13 protein-coding genes are annotated in these 17,553 nt (G+C 66.1%); 10 read left to right on the plus strand and 3 right to left on the minus strand.

Annotation, left to right across the window (positions count from 1 at the left end; all coding sequences use genetic code 11):
* Nucleotides 1–82 precede the first annotated feature (82 nt).
* The 3 genes from F0A17_RS16320 to etfB are packed head-to-tail and all read left to right on the plus strand — an operon-like array spanning nt 83 to nt 4,135.
* Nucleotides 83–2,050: a (Fe-S)-binding protein gene (locus tag F0A17_RS16320; RefSeq protein ID WP_149329416.1), complete on the plus strand. Its 1,968-nt coding sequence runs from the start codon at nt 83–85 to the stop codon at nt 2,048–2,050.
* The gene (gene etfA / locus F0A17_RS16325) at nt 2,047–3,327 is read left to right on the plus strand and encodes an electron transfer flavoprotein subunit alpha (RefSeq protein ID WP_149329417.1); all 1,281 of its coding nucleotides are present in this window, start codon (nt 2,047–2,049) and stop codon (nt 3,325–3,327) included. The genes F0A17_RS16320 and etfA overlap by 4 nt, the downstream gene beginning before the upstream one ends.
* Nucleotides 3,317–4,135: an electron transfer flavoprotein subunit beta gene (etfB, locus tag F0A17_RS16330; protein WP_149329418.1), complete on the plus strand. Its 819-nt coding sequence runs from the start codon at nt 3,317–3,319 to the stop codon at nt 4,133–4,135. The genes etfA and etfB overlap by 11 nt, the downstream gene beginning before the upstream one ends.
* A gap of 83 nt (nt 4,136–4,218) precedes the next feature.
* Here the strand turns inward: etfB and F0A17_RS16335 are convergent, their stop codons facing one another.
* Nucleotides 4,219–5,793 (minus strand): BCCT family transporter, encoded by a 1,575-nt coding sequence (locus F0A17_RS16335; protein ID WP_149329419.1) that lies wholly within the window; start codon nt 5,791–5,793, stop codon nt 4,219–4,221.
* A gap of 278 nt (nt 5,794–6,071) precedes the next feature.
* Here F0A17_RS16335 and fdhA point away from each other — a divergent pair, with 278 nt between their 5' ends.
* Both fdhA and F0A17_RS16345 read left to right on the plus strand, forming a co-directional pair.
* Complete coding sequence (gene fdhA, locus F0A17_RS16340; protein ID WP_149329420.1) at nt 6,072–7,265, plus strand: formaldehyde dehydrogenase, glutathione-independent; 1,194 nt, start codon at nt 6,072–6,074, stop codon at nt 7,263–7,265.
* 164 nt (nt 7,266–7,429) lie between these two features.
* The gene (locus F0A17_RS16345; RefSeq protein WP_149329421.1) at nt 7,430–7,702 is read left to right on the plus strand and encodes a hypothetical protein; all 273 of its coding nucleotides are present in this window, start codon (nt 7,430–7,432) and stop codon (nt 7,700–7,702) included.
* Nucleotides 7,703–7,771: 69 nt separating this feature from the next.
* On the opposite strand, the gene F0A17_RS16350 is transcribed toward F0A17_RS16345, so the two are convergent.
* Nucleotides 7,772–9,058: an aromatic ring-hydroxylating oxygenase subunit alpha gene (locus F0A17_RS16350; protein ID WP_149329422.1), complete on the minus strand. Its 1,287-nt coding sequence runs from the start codon at nt 9,056–9,058 to the stop codon at nt 7,772–7,774.
* Nucleotides 9,059–9,387: 329 nt separating this feature from the next.
* Here F0A17_RS16350 and F0A17_RS16355 point away from each other — a divergent pair, with 329 nt between their 5' ends.
* Nucleotides 9,388–10,494, plus strand: a complete 1,107-nt coding sequence (locus F0A17_RS16355; RefSeq protein WP_149329423.1) for an FAD-binding oxidoreductase — start codon at nt 9,388–9,390, stop codon at nt 10,492–10,494.
* A gap of 17 nt (nt 10,495–10,511) precedes the next feature.
* Here the strand turns inward: F0A17_RS16355 and F0A17_RS16360 are convergent, their stop codons facing one another.
* Nucleotides 10,512–11,585 carry a substrate-binding domain-containing protein gene (locus F0A17_RS16360; RefSeq protein WP_149329424.1) on the minus strand — a complete coding sequence of 358 codons (1,074 nt, stop codon included), beginning with the start codon at nt 11,583–11,585 and terminating at the stop codon, nt 10,512–10,514.
* Nucleotides 11,586–11,767: 182 nt separating this feature from the next.
* On the opposite strand from F0A17_RS16360, the gene F0A17_RS16365 reads away from it, so the two are divergent.
* The 4 genes from F0A17_RS16365 to fdhD are packed head-to-tail and all read left to right on the plus strand — an operon-like array spanning nt 11,768 to nt 17,551.
* The gene (locus F0A17_RS16365) at nt 11,768–12,265 is read left to right on the plus strand and encodes a formate dehydrogenase subunit gamma (RefSeq protein WP_149329425.1); all 498 of its coding nucleotides are present in this window, start codon (nt 11,768–11,770) and stop codon (nt 12,263–12,265) included.
* Complete coding sequence (locus tag F0A17_RS16370) at nt 12,265–13,815, plus strand: formate dehydrogenase beta subunit (protein ID WP_149329426.1); 1,551 nt, start codon at nt 12,265–12,267, stop codon at nt 13,813–13,815. The genes F0A17_RS16365 and F0A17_RS16370 overlap by 1 nt, the downstream gene beginning before the upstream one ends.
* Nucleotides 13,816–13,832: 17 nt before the next feature.
* Nucleotides 13,833–16,730: a formate dehydrogenase subunit alpha gene (gene fdhF, locus F0A17_RS16375; RefSeq protein ID WP_149329427.1), complete on the plus strand. Its 2,898-nt coding sequence runs from the start codon at nt 13,833–13,835 to the stop codon at nt 16,728–16,730.
* Nucleotides 16,727–17,551: a formate dehydrogenase accessory sulfurtransferase FdhD gene (gene fdhD / locus F0A17_RS16380; protein ID WP_149329428.1), complete on the plus strand. Its 825-nt coding sequence runs from the start codon at nt 16,727–16,729 to the stop codon at nt 17,549–17,551. The genes fdhF and fdhD overlap by 4 nt, the downstream gene beginning before the upstream one ends.
* Nucleotides 17,552–17,553: the final 2 nt, after the last annotated feature.

Below are 17,553 nucleotides of genomic sequence, written 5' to 3' on the forward strand. Positions count from 1 at the left end.
CCCTCGCATAGGCCTGCCGCCGGTAAAGCCCGTCGCCAATGCTAATGCCAAAGCCAACGGCTTATGAGACGAGGTGAGCACCATGCTCGACACCCTCCTGCCGATACTGATCTTCTCCGCCCTGGCGCTGGCCGTGATCGGCGCCGTGCGGCGCATACGCCTGTGGCGCCAGGGGCGGCCCGCTCGGGTCGATCTGCTGCGCGGGCTCGCCGCCATGCCGCGGCGCTACCTGGTGGACCTGCACCACGTGGTGGCGCGCGACAAGGTAATGTCCAACACCCATGTGGCCACCGCCGGCGGCTTCGTCGCGGCGGCCGTACTGATGATTCTGGTGCATGGCCTGGGGCTGGCGCAGGGCGTGCTCGGCTGGGCCCTGCTGGCGGCCAGCGCCGCCATGTTCGTCGGTAGCCTGTTCGTTGCCAGAAGGCGGCGCAAGCCACCGGCGCGGCTCTCCAAGGGACCCTGGATGCGCCTGCCGAAGAGCCTGATGGCGTTCTCGCTGAGCGTGTTTCTGATCACCCTGCCGACGGTAGGCATTCTGCCTACCGGCTTCGGCCACTGGCTGCTGGCCCTGGCGCTGGCCGCGGTGCTGGTTTGGGGCCTGGGGGAAATGTTCTTCGGCATGACCTGGGGCGGGCCAATGAAGCACGCCTTCGCCGGTGCCCTGCACTTGGCCTTTCATCGCCGCCCCGAGCGCTTCGGTGAAGGCAACCGCTCCACCGGTCTCAAGGCGCTGAGCCTGGACGATCCCAAGGCCCCCCTGGGGGTCGAGACACCCAGCGATTTCACCTGGAACCAGCTGCTCGGCTTCGACGCCTGCGTGCAGTGCGGGCGTTGTGAAGCCATGTGCCCGGCTTTCGCCGCCGGCCAGCCGCTCAACCCCAAGAAGCTGATCCAGGACATGGTCGTCGGCATGGCCGGCGGCAGCGATGCCAGCTATGCCGGTAGCCCCTACCCGGACAAGCCCATCGGCGAACACCGCGGCCACCCGCATGGGCCCATCGTGGCTCGCGAGGGCACCGCCCTGGTCGATGCCGAGACACTGTGGTCGTGCACCACCTGCCGCGCCTGCGTCGAGGAGTGCCCGATGATGATCGAGCACGTCGATGCCATCGTCGACATGCGCCGCTTCCTGACCCTGGAGCGCGGCGATACCCCGGGCAAGGGCGCCGAAGTGATCGACAACCTGATCGCCACCGACAATCCGGGTGGCTTCGATCCCGGCTCGCGCATGCACTGGGCCGCAGACCTCAATCTGCCCCTGATGCGTGACGTGGGAGAAGCCGAGGTGTTGCTGTGGCTGGGCGACGGTGTCTTCGACATGCGCAACCAGAGGACGCTCAGAGCGTTGGTTAAGGTATTGCGCGGCGCCGGCGTCGATTTCGCCGTGCTCGGCAACGAGGAGCGCGACAGCGGCGACGTGGCGAGGCGGCTGGGCGACGAGGCGACCTTCCAGTCGCTCGCCAAGCGCAATATCGCCACCTTGTCACAGTATCGCTTCCAGCGCATCGTCACCTGCGATCCGCACAGCTTCCACGTATTGAAAAACGAATATGGCGAGCTCGACGGCCACTATCAGGTATCCCATCACAGCACCTATATCGCCGAGCTGTATGAGGCGGGGCGGCTGCACTTCGCACCTTGGAAAGGGGGCACGGTCACCTATCACGACCCCTGCTATCTCGGTCGCTACAACGGCGAGTACGAGGCACCGCGCAACGTGCTCAGGGCGCTGGGCATCGAAGTGAAGGAAATGGCACGCTCAGGCTATCGTTCGCGCTGCTGCGGCGGCGGCGGCGGTGCGCCGATCACCGATATTCCCGGCAAGCAGCGAATTCCCGACATGCGCATGAATGACGTCGAGGAGACCGGCGCCGAGCTGGTGGCGGTGGGCTGTCCGCAGTGCACCGCCATGCTCGAGGGGGTGGTCGACGCCACCGCCGAAGTGCGCGACATCGCCGAACTGGTGGCTGAGGCGCTGGCGGAGCGTCCCGCTGCCTCGGGGAGCGTCCGGGTTCAGCAGCCAGCCGCCGAGGAGGTGACACCATGAGCGATATCATTCGTCGCGATCCACGCCGCGAGTGGATCGCCCGCAATCGCCTGCATCCCGAGCACGAACGGATGCTGGCGGAACTTGGCCAGGGCATGGCCATGGCGACGGAGTGGATGGGTCCCAACGGTGCGATCCGCAGGAATCCCCATGCGGTGGGCTTCATCGGCCCCAATGGGATCAAGCGCATCGACCGCAGCGGTGTCCAGCAAGCGGCCGCGACGGGGCGCGGCGCCGGTCACAAGCCGGCCGCTGACGATCGCCGGCGTGTCACGATCGAGGCTCCCGCCTTCCTGGTCGCGGTGATACCGGACATGCCCGGTGGGCGCCTCTCCAGCCACGACCGTGACCTGCTGGGCCTGGCTCGGCAACTGGCCGATGGCGATGGCGATCGGCCAGGTGCGGTAATGGCGGTGGTCCTTGGCGGCCACAAGGAGGAGTCGCTCGGCGAGGCCGGTATCGACCGCCTGCTGCATTTCGACGACGCACGGTTCGATGGCTACGCGCCGGAGGCACGTCTGGCGGCGCTCACTGCCGTCGAAGACGAGCTCGCCCCGCGCCATTGGCTGTTGCCCGACTCCAAGCTGGGCGGCGCCGACCTGGGGCGGCGCTTGGCGGCACGTCTTGGGGAGCGTCCCGCCGTCGGCGTCTGGCAGCTCGAGAAGGACGAGGCTTGCGCGCTGGGTTGGCGTTGTACCGGGAGGGGGGCCGCCGGGACTATCGATATCAGCCGCGCCCTGCCACGTGTCGTGCTGGCGCTGGCCGAATGCGCCGAGCCCGTTTCCGAGACCTGCCATGCGGCGCAGCCGCTTCCCTTGTCGCAGCCGCTGCCTCCCCTGCTGGGTCGCATCGAGGATCTGGGTCAAGTGGCCGTCGATCCGGCCGGCGTGGCCTTGGCCGAAGCCGAGTTCATCCTCTCCGCCGGCAATGGTGTCAAGGATTGGGAGGGGTTTCATCAAGCCGCCAAGGTGCTGGGCGCGACCGAGGGCGCCTCGCGGGTGGCGGTGGACGATGGCTTCATGCCGCGCCACCGCCAGGTGGGTGCCACCGGGACCTGGGTCACCGCGCGGGTCTATATGGCGGTGGGCATCAGCGGTGCCATCCAGCACCTTCAGGGCATCCAGAGCTGCGACAAGGTGGTGGCCATCAATCTCGATCCGGGATGCGACATGATCAAGCGCGCCGACTTGGCGGTGATCGGCGACTCGACGAGCCTACTCGCGGCACTGGTCGATCTGGTGGAGCGGCAACGAGAGGAGAAACGCGATGCGGCTTGAAGCGCAACAACCTGGAGCCCAGGAAGAAGCGGCACTCGAGGTGACGGTGCTGGTCTCCGTCGGCCGGCATCCCCTGACCGGTCGCGCACGGCGTGCCGACCACGATGCCCGCGGTGTGGAGCTTGCCCTGACGCTCGACAAGGCGCGCATCTCGCTGCTGCACGCCGGTGCGCTCGACGAGGAGAGCGAGAACGCCATGCGCGGCTATCTGGGCATGGGCTTTCCCGCCCTGACCCTGGTCGAGCAGCCGCATGGCGCCGACGTGATCCCCGCCCTGGCGGATAGGCTGAATGATGCGAGACCGCAGCTGGTGATCGCCGGTGAGCGAGCCGAGCAGGGTGAGGGGTCCGGTTTGTTGCCCTACCTGCTTGCCGAACGCCTGGGCTGGCCGCTGGTCAGCGGTCTGGCTGACGTGGAGAAGATCGAGAATGGTGTGGCGACACTGCTCCAGGCCCTGCCGCGTGGCCAGCGTCGCCGGCTTCAGGTACGGCTACCGGCTATCATCACCGTCGACGCTGCCGCCTCGTCAGCGCGCCAGAGCGCCTTCGGCCCGTCTCGGCGAGGCGAGATCGAGGCCGAGCCGGCCGCGGTAACGTGGGACGAGGCCCAGCCGGAATGGAGTGTGGCACCGGCCCGGAAGCGCCCCAAGCGGCTCAAGATCGTCAAGGCGGCATCGGCCCGGGATCGCTTCAAGGCCGCTGCGGCCAAGGCCGAAGGCGGCAGTGGCCAGGTGCTGACCGACGTGACGCCGGAGCAGGGGGCCGAGGCGATCTTCAAGCTGTTGAAGGATGAGGGCGTACTGCGTTAGGCCATCCCGAAGCACGATCCCAAAAGAAGACCCCGGCCCAAGCCGGGGTCTTTGCATTCGTGCATGTGTTGGGGCGCTTGTGATCAGGCCAGCTTGGCTGCTGCCAGCCCGCGCTGCTCTTCCCTCAACCCCTTGACCAGACAGAAGGCCATGCCCAGCAGCACCAGGGTGAAGGGCAGCCCGGTAGCCACGGCGCCGGCCTGCAGCGCACCCAGCGCCGTGCTGCCCCCACCGTAGAGCAGAATACCCGCGATGACACCTTCCAGTACCGCCCAGAACACACGCTGGCCGCGGGGCGCGTCGGTCTTGCCGCCGGCCGTGATGTTGTCGATTACCAGCGAGCCGGAATCCGATGAGGTAATGAAGAAGATCAGCACCAGCAGGATCGCCAGGCTGGAGGTCAGGGTGGTCAGCGGCAAGTGCTCGAGCATCTGGAACATCGCCAGAGAGACGTCGCTGATGCCGTCGGCCAGGGCACCGACCCCGGCGGCCGACTGGTCCAGGGCGGTGCCGCCGAAGACACTCATCCACACCAGTGTGACCAAGGTCGGTACCACCAGCACGGCAATCAGGAACTCGCGCACTGTGCGGCCTCGGGAAACCCGCGCGATGAACATGCCGACGAAGGGCGACCAGGAGATCCACCAGGCCCAGTAGAACACCGTCCAGCCGTGATACCAGGTGGTGTCGTCGCGACCGAACCAGTTGGAGAGCGGCACGATATGGCTGGCATAGGCCAGGGCGGTGCTCCATAGGTTATTGACGAACAGCAGCACGCCGCCGGTCACCAGCACGAAGGTGAGCAGCCCCAGGGCGATCACCATGTTGATATTGGAGAACAGCTTCACGCCGCCGTCGATGCCGCGCCATACCGAGAACAGCGCCACGGCGGTAACCACCACGATGATGGCCAGTTGGGTGCCGATGGTATTGGGTACGCCGAACAGATAGTTGAGGCCGCCCGCCGCTTGTGAGGCGCCGAAGCCCAGGGAGGTGGCCAAGCCAAAGATCGTCGCCAGCACCGCGACGATGTCGATGACGTGACCGAACCAGCCACGCACCCGTTCACCGAGGATCGGTGTGAAGGCCGAACGCAGGGTCAGCGGCAGGCCGCGGTTGTAGGCGAAGAAGGCCAGGGACAGCCCCACCACGCCGTAGATCGCCCAGGGATGCAGACCCCAGTGGAACATGGTGGCGCCGATGGCCGCGCTGGCCCCGGCCGGGGTGCGCGCTTCGGCATTGAGCGGGGTGCCGTACCAGTCGGTGTAATAGGCCACCGGTTCGGCCACGCTCCAGAACATCAGGCCGATACCCATGCCCGCGGCGAACAGCATGGCGAACCAGGAGGTGGTCGAATATTCCGGCCGGGCCTGGCTGCCGCCTAGGCGAATGCGCCCCACCGGCATGGCGATCAGCGCCAGGCACAGCAGCACGAACAGGTTGCCGGCGATCATGAACAGCCAGTCGAAGTACTCGATCGACCAGCCGCGAGCCGCGGTGAGATGGCTATTGGCGGCGTCGGGATAGATCAGTGCGTAGAGAATGAAGGCCAGAATGGCCAGGGCCGAGAGAGGAAAGACGGGATGATGGAAATCCATCCCCAGCACCTGGGCGTTGTCCTGCCCGGGCGAGAGGATCGGTGCATCGTCATGCTTCATGGGGATTCCTCGATGATTGTTGTTGGTGTTGCGCTTGGGCCGGGTCCGATGACGCACCCGACTCGTCATTGTTGGGCGCATGGAAGGAGGGCAGTGTCGTGAAAGCGACCTGCGGTTATCTTGTGCGGCCCCTGGCATGGCGATATCACGTATGGCGGCGTCGCCTGTGCGAATACGTGGCCTTCGAGGTGTGGCGTAGGCTGGCTCGGTGGCGTTTCGCCATCCCTCGGTGCCGGGCTCAGGTCCGGTCAGCCGCATAACAACGTAAGGAGCCAGCCATGAGCCAAGCCAACCGCGGAGTCGTCTACAAGGGCCCCGGCAAGGTCGACATCGAAGCCATTCCCTATCCGGAACTCGCCCTCGGCAATCGCAAATGTGACCACGGCGTGATCCTCAAGGTCGTCACCACCAACATTTGCGGTAGCGACCAGCACATGGTACGCGGCCGCACTACCGCGCCCGCCGGTCTGGTGCTGGGCCACGAGATCACGGGGCTGGTGATCGAATGCGGACGTGACGTTGAGTTCATCAAGCCTGGCGATCTGGTCTCGGTCCCGTTCAACATCGCCTGCGGACGCTGCCGCAACTGCAAGGAAGGCCGCACGGGGATCTGCCTCAACGTCAACCCGGCGCGTCCAGGCGCGGCCTACGGCTACGTCGACATGGGCGGCTGGGTCGGGGGGCAGACGGAATACGTCATGGTGCCCTATGCCGACTTCAACCTGCTGAAGTTCCCCGACACCGACCAAGCCATGGAGAAAATCCGCGACCTGACCCTGCTCTCCGACATCTTCCCCACCGGCTTTCATGGCTGCGTGACGGCGGGCGTCGGGCCGGGCAGCACCGTCTACATCGCAGGGGCCGGCCCGGTGGGACTGGCGGCGGCGGCTTCGGCCCAGCTGCTGGGGGCGGCCTGCGTGATCGTCGGCGACATGATCGAGGAGCGTCTGGCCCAGGCGCGCAGCTTCGGCTGCGAAACTCTCGATCTGACCCAGGAAGGCGACATGGCCGACCGGCTCGAGGCGATTCTCGGTGAGCGCGAGGTCGACTGCTTCGTCGACTGCGTTGGCTTCGAGGCCCATGCCTGCGGCTGCAACCACGGTCAAGAGGCGCCGGCCACCGTGCTCAACTCGGCGATGCAGATGACCCGCGCCGGCGGCCAGATCGGTATCCCGGGCCTTTACGTGACCGAGGACCCGGGTGCCGCCGACGATGCCGCCAAGCAGGGGAGCCTGAGCATGCGCTTCGGCCTGGGCTGGGCCAAGTCCCATTCCTTCCATACCGGTCAGTGCCCGGTGATGAAGTACCACCGACCCCTGATGCAGGCAATCCTGTTCGACAAGATCAGGATCGCCGATGCGGTCAACGTGCAGATGATTTCTCTTGATCAGGCGCCGCAGGGCTACGCCGACTTCGACGGTGGCGCGGCGAAGAAATTCGTCATCGACCCCCACGGCAGCGTGGCCGCATAAGGGAGAACCCGAGCTCGCCGACGGTTCGCTGAAGGCGGCGCGGCGAGCCATTTCGGGATATCGACCCCCACGGCAGCGTGGCCGCCTGAGCGCTGGCTGGGCTAGATCTGGCCGGGTAAGATAGTCGAGAAAACGGCAGCCAACGTTAGCGGGAGGTGCGGGACATGATGTATGCCGATCTGATCGATGCGGAGGATTTCCGCGAGCGCCTGGTGGCGCTGGGCATCGATCTGCCTGCCGATGCCGATCCCGACGAAAGCGCCCGGCTGGCCGCGCAGCAGCACGCACGCAGTGCGGTCCCCGGACTGTCGACACTGGTCGCCGAGTTGGGAACCCAGCTCGGCGTCATGCAGCCGGAAGTACGCGAGGCGCTGGAGCGCCGCTTGCGGGCTGCCCTCGGCGAGACTCGAAGCTCTAATGCCCTACTCCGAAAGTGAGCATGAACGAATCGCCCCCGGCCTAGGCCGGGGGCGATTTCATGATGCCAGAAGGGCAAGTCGCGGCATCTAGCCGCGCACCAGCTGCAGGTGGGGGGCGCTGTGGCCCAGATTCTCCTGCATCCGCTCGCTGTACCAGTCGATGAAGTCGATCACGCCGAACTCGTAGGTTTCGGAATAGGGACCGGGCTGGTAGGCCTGGGAGTTGATGCCGCGCTGGTTTTCCTCGGCCAGGCGCTTGTCCTGGGCGTTGGTGGCGTCCCACACCCGGCGCATCTCCTCGGGCTGGTAGTCGACGCCTTCCACCGCATCCTTGTGCACCAGCCACTTGGTGGTCACCAGGGTCTCCTGCGGGCCTAGCGGCAGTACACGGAACACGAGGGCATGGTCGCCCATGAAGTGGTTCCAGGAGTTGGGCAGGTGCAGGATGCGCAGCGAGCCCATGTCGGGGCTGGTCAGGCGGCCCATCAGCTTGCGGCAGGCCGGCTTGCCATCCATGGTCATGGAAACCACGCCGTCCAGCAGCGGTGTGCGGGTCAGCCGGTTGCGCTTGCCGAAGCGTTTGAGCTGCCAGGGAATTTGCTGCTCGTCCCAGTCGGACTGCTTTTTCGCCACCAGCGCCTTGTAGGCCGGCGTGGCGCGGGGATCGTCGGTGTCGTCGAACTCCTGCAGCGAGTTGAGCAGCTCCGGATGGGCGCCGTTGCAGTGATAGCATTCGCGGTTATTCTCGATCACCAGCTTCCAGTTGGCTTGCTCGATGATATTCGACTCCACGGCGACCTTGAGGTTGGCCATCTCGTAGGGCTCGAGATAGTGCTCCAGGGTGACCAGAAAGTCGTCGATGGCGGGTGGCTGCTCGGCCAGGCTGATGAAAATGAAGCCGCCGCCGGTCTTGACGTGGACCGGCTTCAGGCCATAGGCGGAGTGGTCGAAGTTCTCACCCATGTCGCTGCCGGCGAACAGCAGGCGGCCGTCGAGTTCGTAGGTCCACTGGTGATAGGGACAGACCAGCTTGGCCACCTTGCCCTTGTCGCTGACGCAGAGCCGCGAGCCGCGGTGACGACAGACGTTATGGAAGGCATGGATCGCGCCGCCTTCGCCGCGTACCAGAATCACCGGATTGTCGCCGACCTGAAGGGTCATGTAGTTGCCCTTGGCGGGTATCTCGCAGCTCATGCCGGCGAACAGCCACTCCTTGCCGAAGATCTCCTGCATGTCCAGGGCGAACAGCCGGGCATCGTTATAGAAGGGCTGGGGCAGCGAAAAGTTGCGCGCACGTTCGGCGAGCATCGCGGAGACGGCCTGCCGCGCCGGGTCCAAGGGGTCATCCAGGGGAGTGGGTGAGATCGGGTCCATGGGAATACATCCTCATAGCTGGCCGCGGCTGCGGCATCGGTCGAATTGTTGGGTGTCGTCAGTGGTTCGGCGTTGTGATTGTGCAGATGCCGGATATGAGTAGGGCGAGTGTGGATCAGCCGCAGGACGCCCAGTTGTCTGCCGGCGACAAGCATGAATCCAGGCGCGACGTGCGGAAGGAGAAAATAAATGTCCGGTGGGAGTCATGGGCATGCCCGTGTCGCAGTCAGGCAAGTCGCGGCCTTGCCGCCTGGCGCAGAATTCGTTCAACGGCAGGCGGTGTTCCGCAGTCGGAGCCTTCCACGCTGATCAATGCCAGGCGACACGACATGACCATGAACTTTCTTAACCCCGTCACGACCCAGACCTGGACCAATGGCCGCCATCTGGTGCGCTGCGTCAAGGTGATCCAGGAGACTTGGGACGTTCGCACCTTCTGCTTCATGGCCGAGCAGCCGGTGTTGTTCTTCTTCAAGCCGGGGCAGTTCGTGACCCTGGAACTGGAGATCGACGGCGAGCCGATCATGCGCTCCTACACCATCTCCAGCTCGCCGTCGATTCCCTACAGCTTCTCCATCACCGTCAAGCGGGTGCCGGGCGGTCGGGTGTCGAACTGGCTGCACGACAACATGAAGGTCGGCGACGATCTGGCGGTGCATGGCCCGGTGGGCAACTTCAACTCGATCGACTTTCCTGCCGACAAAGTGCTGTTCCTCTCCGGCGGCGTGGGCATCACGCCGCTGATGTCGATGACACGCTGGTTCTTCGATACGAATGCCAATGTCGACGTCGAGTTCATCCACAGTGCCCGTGCCCCGCGCGATGTCATCTACCATCGCGAGCTGGTGCACATGTTCTCGCGGATTCCCGAATTCAAGCTGCATATCGTCTGCGAGAAAAAGGACGACATCGGCGAGGCCTGGGCCGGCTATCGAGGGTATTTGACCCAGCCGATGCTTGAGCTGATGGCACCCGATTATCTCGAGCGCGAGATTTTCTGCTGCGGCCCCACGCCGTACATGAACGCGATCAAGCGCATCCTGCGCGATAACGGCTTCGACATGAGCCACTATCATGAGGAGTCCTTCGGCGCCACGCCGCTTGACGTGCGCGAGGACGTGCTGGAGCTGGCCGAGCAAGCCGAGGCAGAAGCCGAGGAGATCGATGTCGCCGATATGCTCAGCGTCGAGTTCATCAGCTCGGGCAAGAGCGTGCGCATTCAGCCGGGCGAGACGGTGCACGCCGCCGCCGCCAAGCTCGGTCTGCATATTCCCAAGGCCTGCGGCATGGGCATCTGCGGCACGTGCCGGGTGGGGCTCAAGTCCGGCGAAGTGGACATGGAGCACAACGGCGGCATCACCGAGGAAGACATCGAAGAGGGCTATATCCTCTCCTGCTGCAGCAAGCCGCTGGGCAACGTGGTGGTCGACTACTGACGCCTGCCCCGGCGAGTTCAGTCGTGCCGTGCCTCGCCGAACAGCTCGTCGACGCCGCACACCTCGCCGCAGCGATCCAGCAAATAGCCGGGCAGTTCGCGCACGGCTGCCTGGAACGGTTCGCTGCGGATCATCTCGAGCAGGCGCCCGACGCTGGGCTCGGCCAGGCTCCTGCGTTGACACAGCAGCAGGTAATGCTCGCTGGCCAGCGGCAGGAAATCCAGGCCGAACTGGCGGGCGGCGGCTTCGACGCCGAAGCCGACGTCGGCCATGCCGGCGGCGATGTAGGCGGCCACCGCGGAGTGGGTGTATTCCTCGAGCTCGAAACCCGGAATGCGCTGGGACGAAAGCCCGGCATCGCGCAGCAGGATATCGAGCAATGCCCGGGTGCCCGAGGCCTGCTGGCGGTTGATGAAGCGCACGTCACCGCGCTCGAGATCTGCCAGACCGGCCACGTCCCTGGGGTTACCCGGCGCGAGCATGAGCCCCTGACAGCGGGTGATAAAACGAATGATGCAGTGACTGCGTGGCCGAAGCTGGCGGCGATAGCTCTGCATCAGAGGGCCCTGGGTCGCCGTGGTCGGCATGTGGTAGCCGGCCACGTCGCAGACGCCTCGGTTGAGCGCGGCCAAGGCTTCCGCGGGGCTGCAATATTGCAGGTCGAGCTGGAAGTCGTGGGCGAAGCGGGGCAGCAGCGCCACCGCGTAGCCGTGGCTGGCGTGCATGCGCAGCACCGGCTCGACGCCCTCGTATAGCTGCTGCAGCTCGAGATTGAGCTCCGAGCCCAGGCTCTCTAGCTGCGGGCCGAGTCGGGCCGCCACACGCTGACGGGCCCACAGCAGTTTGTCGCCCAGCGGCGTGAGCCGAGCGCCACGGCCCTTCTGCAACTCCACCAGGGCGACGCCGAAGAAGTCCGCCCACTTGTTGAGCAAGTTCCAGGCGTGGCGATAGGAGATGCCAGCCTCGGCGGCGGCCTCGGTCAGCTTGCCGCTGCGATGGATGCCCTGCAGCAGCCCGAACAGCTGGGGGTCCAGGCGGTTACCCGCCTCGTCGGTGAAGGACCAGGCCGGCTCGATTCGAATGCGTTTCATATGCTGTATTTTTCATATTTCGAAACGAAGGCAGTGCTGCTACTTTCACAAGTAGCGCACCAGTACGCGAGACTACAGAACCTTATTCCATATATGCACTGTAGTACATAATCAGACCATAACTAGCAGCTTCGAACGTACCGACGCAATGTTGCGCCCTACGTTCGTTTCGAGGCCAGGCCATGCACAACCGCACTTTCCTTCCTTGGACCCCCCAACTGGTTCGGGACGAAATCGACGCCCTGAAGCACAAGCCCGGGGCTCTGCTCCCCATACTGCACGCGATACAGGCTCGTTGCGGATTCGTACCGCGCGAGGCGGTGCCGCTCATTGCCGAGTCGCTGCAGCTCACCCGTGCCGAGGTGCACGGCGTCATCAGCTTCTATCACCACTTCCGCACCAGCCCGCCGGGGCGTCATGTGGTGCATATTTGTCGCGCCGAGGCGTGCCAGGCGCGGGGTTCCCGTGCGCTGGAAAACCACGCGCGGGAAGCGCTCGGCATCGATTACCACCAGACCACCGCCGACCGCGAGATCACCCTGGAGCCGGTCTATTGCCTGGGCAACTGCGCCTGCGGTCCGTCGCTGCGCGTGGATGATCGCATCCTGGGGCGGGTGACGCCCGAGCGTTTCGATCGCCTGATCGACGAGCTGTCCGTGCAAGTGCTGGAGGTGGGCTGATGAAGGTGAAGATCTATGTACCCCGGGAGACCACGGCGCTCTCCCTGGGGGCCGATGAGGTCGCCGTCCGCGTCGAGGCGGAAGCGGCTGCCCGCGGTGCCGAGATCGAGCTGGTGCGCAACGGTTCCCGAGGGCTGTTCTGGCTGGAGCCGCTGGTCGAGGTCGAGACCGCCGCCGGCCGCATCGCCTACGGACCGGTCGAGCCCGGCGACGTGGCCGGCTTGTTCGATGCCGGACTGTTGGAGGGTGGCGACTCGTCTCCTCTCTGCCAAGGGCCGACCGAGTCGATTCCCTACTTGCAGGCCCAGCAGCGCCTGACCTTCTCACGCATTGGCGTCACCGACCCGCTCTCCATCGACGACTACCGCGCCCACGACGGTTTCCGCGGCCTGGAGCAGGCGCTCACGCTCACGTCCCAGGCCATCGTCGACGAGGTCAAGGTTTCCGGCCTGCGTGGCCGCGGCGGGGCAGCGTTTCCCACCGGCATCAAGTGGCAGACCGTGCTCGATGCACCGGCGGAACAGAAGTACATCGTGTGCAATGCCGACGAGGGCGATTCCGGCACCTTCGCCGATCGCCTGGTGATGGAGTGCGACCCCTACCTGTTGATCGAAGGCATGGCCATCGCCGGTCTCGCCGTGGGGGCCACCCAGGGCTATGTCTACCTGCGTTCGGAATATCCCTTGGCCCATGAGATTTTCAATGACGCCATCGCCCGCGCCGAGGCGGCCGGCTATCTCGGCGCCGACATCCTCGGCAGCGGTCGGCGCTTCGATCTCGAGGTGCGCCTCGGTGCCGGTGCCTACATCTGCGGCGAGGAGACCTCACTGCTCGAAAGCCTCGAGGGCAAGCGCGGCATGGTGCGCTTCAAGCCGCCGCTGCCCGCGCTCGAGGGCCTGTTCGGCCAGCCCACCGTGGTCAATAACGTGCTGTCGCTGGCGGCGGTACCCTTCATCCTCGGCCGCGGCGGGCAGGCCTACGCCGACTACGGCATGGGCCGCTCGCGAGGCACCCTGGCGCTGCAGTTGGCCGGCAACGTCAAGCGCGGTGGGTTGGTGGAACTCGCCTTCGGCACCACCCTGCGCCGCCTGATGGAAGCGTACGGCGGCGGTACCGCAAGCGAACGCCCGCTGCGCGCGGTGCAGGTGGGTGGCCCGCTGGGTGCCTACCTGCCGGAAAGCCAGTGGGACCTGCCGCTTGACTACGAGGCCTTCGCCGAGGTTGGCGCGGTGCTCGGCCACGGCGGTGTGGTGATGTTCGACGACACGGTGGACATGGCCGAGCAGGCGCGCTTCGCCATGGAGTTCTGCACGGTGGAATCGTGCGGCAAGTGCACTCCCTGCCGCATCGGCGCGGTGCGCGGCGTCGAGGTGATCGACCGCATCCGCGCGGGCGACCGCCGCGAGGCCAACCTCGCGTTGCTGGGTGACCTGTGCGAAACCATGGTGGACGGTTCTCTCTGCGCCATGGGGGGCATGACGCCCTTTCCCGTGCAGAGCGTGATGAAACACTTTCCCGACGACCTGCAGCGCAACGCGCCGCCGCGTTGAGCGGGAGGAGGTACGACATGTTGCAATACTTCGACCCCAAGCACGTCTCCCCGGAGCGCGACTACGGCACCCCGGCGCGGCTTTCCGGGACGCTCGTCAGCCTCGAGATCGACGGCACCGAGATCAGCGTGCCCGAGGGCACCTCGGTGTTGCGTGCCGCGGCCCTGGCCGACATCAACATTCCCAAGCTGTGCGCGTCGGACAACCTCGAGGCGTTCGGCTCCTGTCGCCTTTGCGCGGTACAGATCGAGGGCAAGCGCGGCCTGCCGGCCTCCTGCACCACGCCGGTCGAGAACGGCATGAAGGTCACCACGCAGAACACACGGCTCGCCAAGCTGCGGCGCAACGTGATGGAGCTCTACATCTCCGACCACCCGCTGGACTGCCTGACTTGCCCGGCCAACGGCGACTGCGAGCTGCAGGACATGGCCGGCGCGGTGGGCCTGCGCGAGGTGCGCTACGGCTTCGACGGCGACAACCACCTGGCGGCCGAGACCGACGACTCCAATCCCTACTTCAGCTTCGATCCGAGCAAGTGCATCGTCTGCTCGCGCTGCGTGCGTGCCTGCAATGAGGTACAGGGCACCTTCGCCCTGACCATCGAGGGGCGCGGCTTCGATTCCAAGGTCGCCGCGGGGCAGAGCGAGGCCTTCATGGACTCCGAGTGCGTCTCCTGCGGCGCCTGCGTGCAGGCCTGCCCAACCTCGACGCTGATGGAGAAATCGGTGATCGAGCAGGGTCAGCCGGAGCACAGCGTGATCACCACCTGCGCCTACTGCGGCGTGGGTTGCTCGTTCAAGGCCGAGATGCAGGGCGACCGGGTGGTGCGCATGGTGCCGTACAAGGGCGGCGACGCCAACCACGGGCACTCCTGCGTCAAGGGCCGCTTCGCCTTCGGCTACGCCACCCATCCGGATCGGCTGAAAACGCCAATGATTCGCGAGTCGATCGACCAGCCCTGGCGCGAGGTAGGCTGGGAAGAGGCGATCACCTTCGCCGCCGAGCGGCTCAAGGCGATCCAGGCCAAGTATGGCCGCGAGAGCATCGGCGGCATCACCTCGTCGCGCTGCACCAACGAGGAGACCTACCTGGTTCAGAAGCTGGTGCGCGCGGCCTTCCGCAACAACAACACCGATACCTGCGCGCGGGTGTGCCATTCGCCCACCGGCTTCGGCCTCAAGGCGACGCTGGGCGAGTCCGCCGGCACCCAGACCTTCGACTCGGTGATGAAAGCCGACGTGATCGTGGTCATCGGCGCCAATCCCACCGACGCCCACCCGGTGTTCGCCTCGCAGATGCGCAAACGCCTGCGTCAGGGCGCCGAGCTGATCGTGATCGACCCGCGGCGCATCGACCTGCTCAAGACGCCGCACCATCGCGACGCTCAGCACCTCGCCCTGCGCCCCGGCACCAACGTGGCGATGGTCAACGCCCTGGCCCACGTGGTGATCAGCGAGGGGCTGGAGGATCGTGAGTTCATCGCCAAGCGCTGCGACGAGTCGGGCTACCAGGCCTGGCGCGAATTCATCCTCGAGGAGCGCCACTCGCCGGAGAACGTCGAGGCGATTACCGGCGTGCCCGCCGAGCAGGTGCGCCGCGCCGCGCGTACCTACGCCAACGCACCCAACGGCGCGATCTACTACGGCCTCGGCGTCACCGAGCACAGCCAGGGCTCGAGTATGGTCATGGGCATCGCCAACCTGGCGCTGGCCACCGGCAACATCGGTCGCGAGGGGGTGGGCGTCAACCCGTTGCGCGGGCAGAACAACGTCCAGGGCTCCTGCGACATGGGCTCCTTCCCCCACGAATTGCCGGGCTACCAGCACGTCGGCGACCCTGCCGTGCGCGAGCGCTTCGAGGCGGCCTGGGGCGTGGCCATCGACGACGAGCCGGGACTGCGCATCCCCAACATGTTCGATGCTGCCGTCGCCGGCGATTTCAAGGCGCTCTACGTGCAGGGCGAGGACATCGCCCAGTCCGACCCCAACACCCAGCACGTCGAGCTGGCGCTGCGCTCGCTGGAGTGCCTGATCGTGCAGGACATCTTCCTCAACGAGACGGCCAAATTCGCCCACGTGCTGTTGCCGGGCTCCTCCTTCCTGGAGAAGGACGGCACCTTCACCAACGCCGAGCGGCGCATCAACCGGGTGCGCAAGGTGATGCCGCCGCTGGCGGGCAAGCAGGACTGGGAGGTGACCGTGGACCTGGCCAATGCGCTGGGCTATCCCATGCACTACGACCATCCGTCGCAGATCATGGACGAGATCGCCGGCCTAACGCCAAGCTTCGCCGGGGTCAGCTACGCGCGGCTCGACGAGCTGGGCAGCATCCAGTGGCCGTGCAACGAGGTGCACCCCAAGGGCACCCCGACCATGCACATCGAGGACTTCCCCATCGGGCTCGGTCAGTTCGCCATCACCGACTACGTGGAAAGCGACGAGCTCAGCAACCGCCGCTTCCCGCTGCTGTTGACCACCGGGCGCATCCTCTCCCAGTACAACGTCGGCGCCCAGACCCGACGCACCCACAACCAGGCCTGGCACGACGAGGACGTACTTGAACTGCACCCGGCCGATGCCGAGCTGCGCGGCGTGCGCGACGGTGATTGGGTCGGCATCACCAGCCGCGCCGGCCAGACGGTATTGCGCGCGCGGATCAGCGACCGCATGCCGCCGGGGGTGGTCTACACTACCTTCCACCATCCGGGCAGCGGGGCCAACGTGATCACCACCGACAGCTCCGACTGGGCGACCAACTGTCCGGAATACAAGGTAACCGCCGTGCAGGTCGAGAAAGTCAGCCAGCCGTCCGCCTGGCAGCGCCAGTTCCAGACCTTCGACCGGCTGCAGCTCGAGCTGCTGCGCGGTAGTGCGAAGGACGAAGCGGGCCAGGCCCTCAGCGGAGCGCGTGAATGAATGACGACGACAGCTTCTGCCAGGCCCCGGTGGAGGTGCACCGGGGTGGCAGCGCCGAGCGGCGGGAGGACAGCATCGCCGTGGAAACGCCGGTGGCGCTGGTCTACAACGGCATTTCCCACGCCGTGATGATGGCCACACCGGCCGACCTCAAGGACTTCGCCCTCGGCTTCAGCCTCACCGAGGGCATCCTGCAGACGCCGGATGAACTCTACGGTGTCGAGGTGCGCGAGGAGGCCACCGGCGTCGCCGTGCAGCTGGAGATCGCCACCCAGCGCTTCATGGAACTGAAGCAGCGTCGTCGCAGCCTGGCCGGACGTACCGGCTGCGGCCTGTGCGGCACCGAGTCGCTGGAACAGGCGATTCGCCCGATTGGCCGGGTTGCGGCCCCTGACGTTGCCGACGGGGCCATCCAGCGCGCCCTGGAGGCGCTGCGCTGGCACCAGCCGCTGCAGCGCGAGACCGGGGCCACCCACGGCGCCGCCTGGTGCGACCTCGGTGGGCAGGTAGCGCTGGCCCGCGAGGATGTCGGCCGCCACAATGCCCTGGACAAGCTGATCGGGGCGTTGATGGCGCGTGGTTTCGATGCCCGGAGGGGCTTCGTGCTGGTCTCCAGCCGGGCCAGCTACGAGATGGTACAGAAGTGCGCCGCAGCCGGGATCGGCTGTCTGGTCGCGGTATCGGCGCCTACCTCGCTCGCCGTCGAGCAGGCGCGCCAGGCGGGCCTGAAGCTGGTCGGCTTTGCCCGCTCGGGTCGCCATGTCATCTATCATCAGCCGACAAGCGAAGCCGTGTCGGCCATCCAAGCCAGCGGAGGTTGATC

Origin of the sequence: Billgrantia pellis (assembly GCF_008297955.1) — a bacterium.
Classification (GTDB): domain Bacteria; phylum Pseudomonadota; class Gammaproteobacteria; order Pseudomonadales; family Halomonadaceae; genus Halomonas; species Halomonas pellis.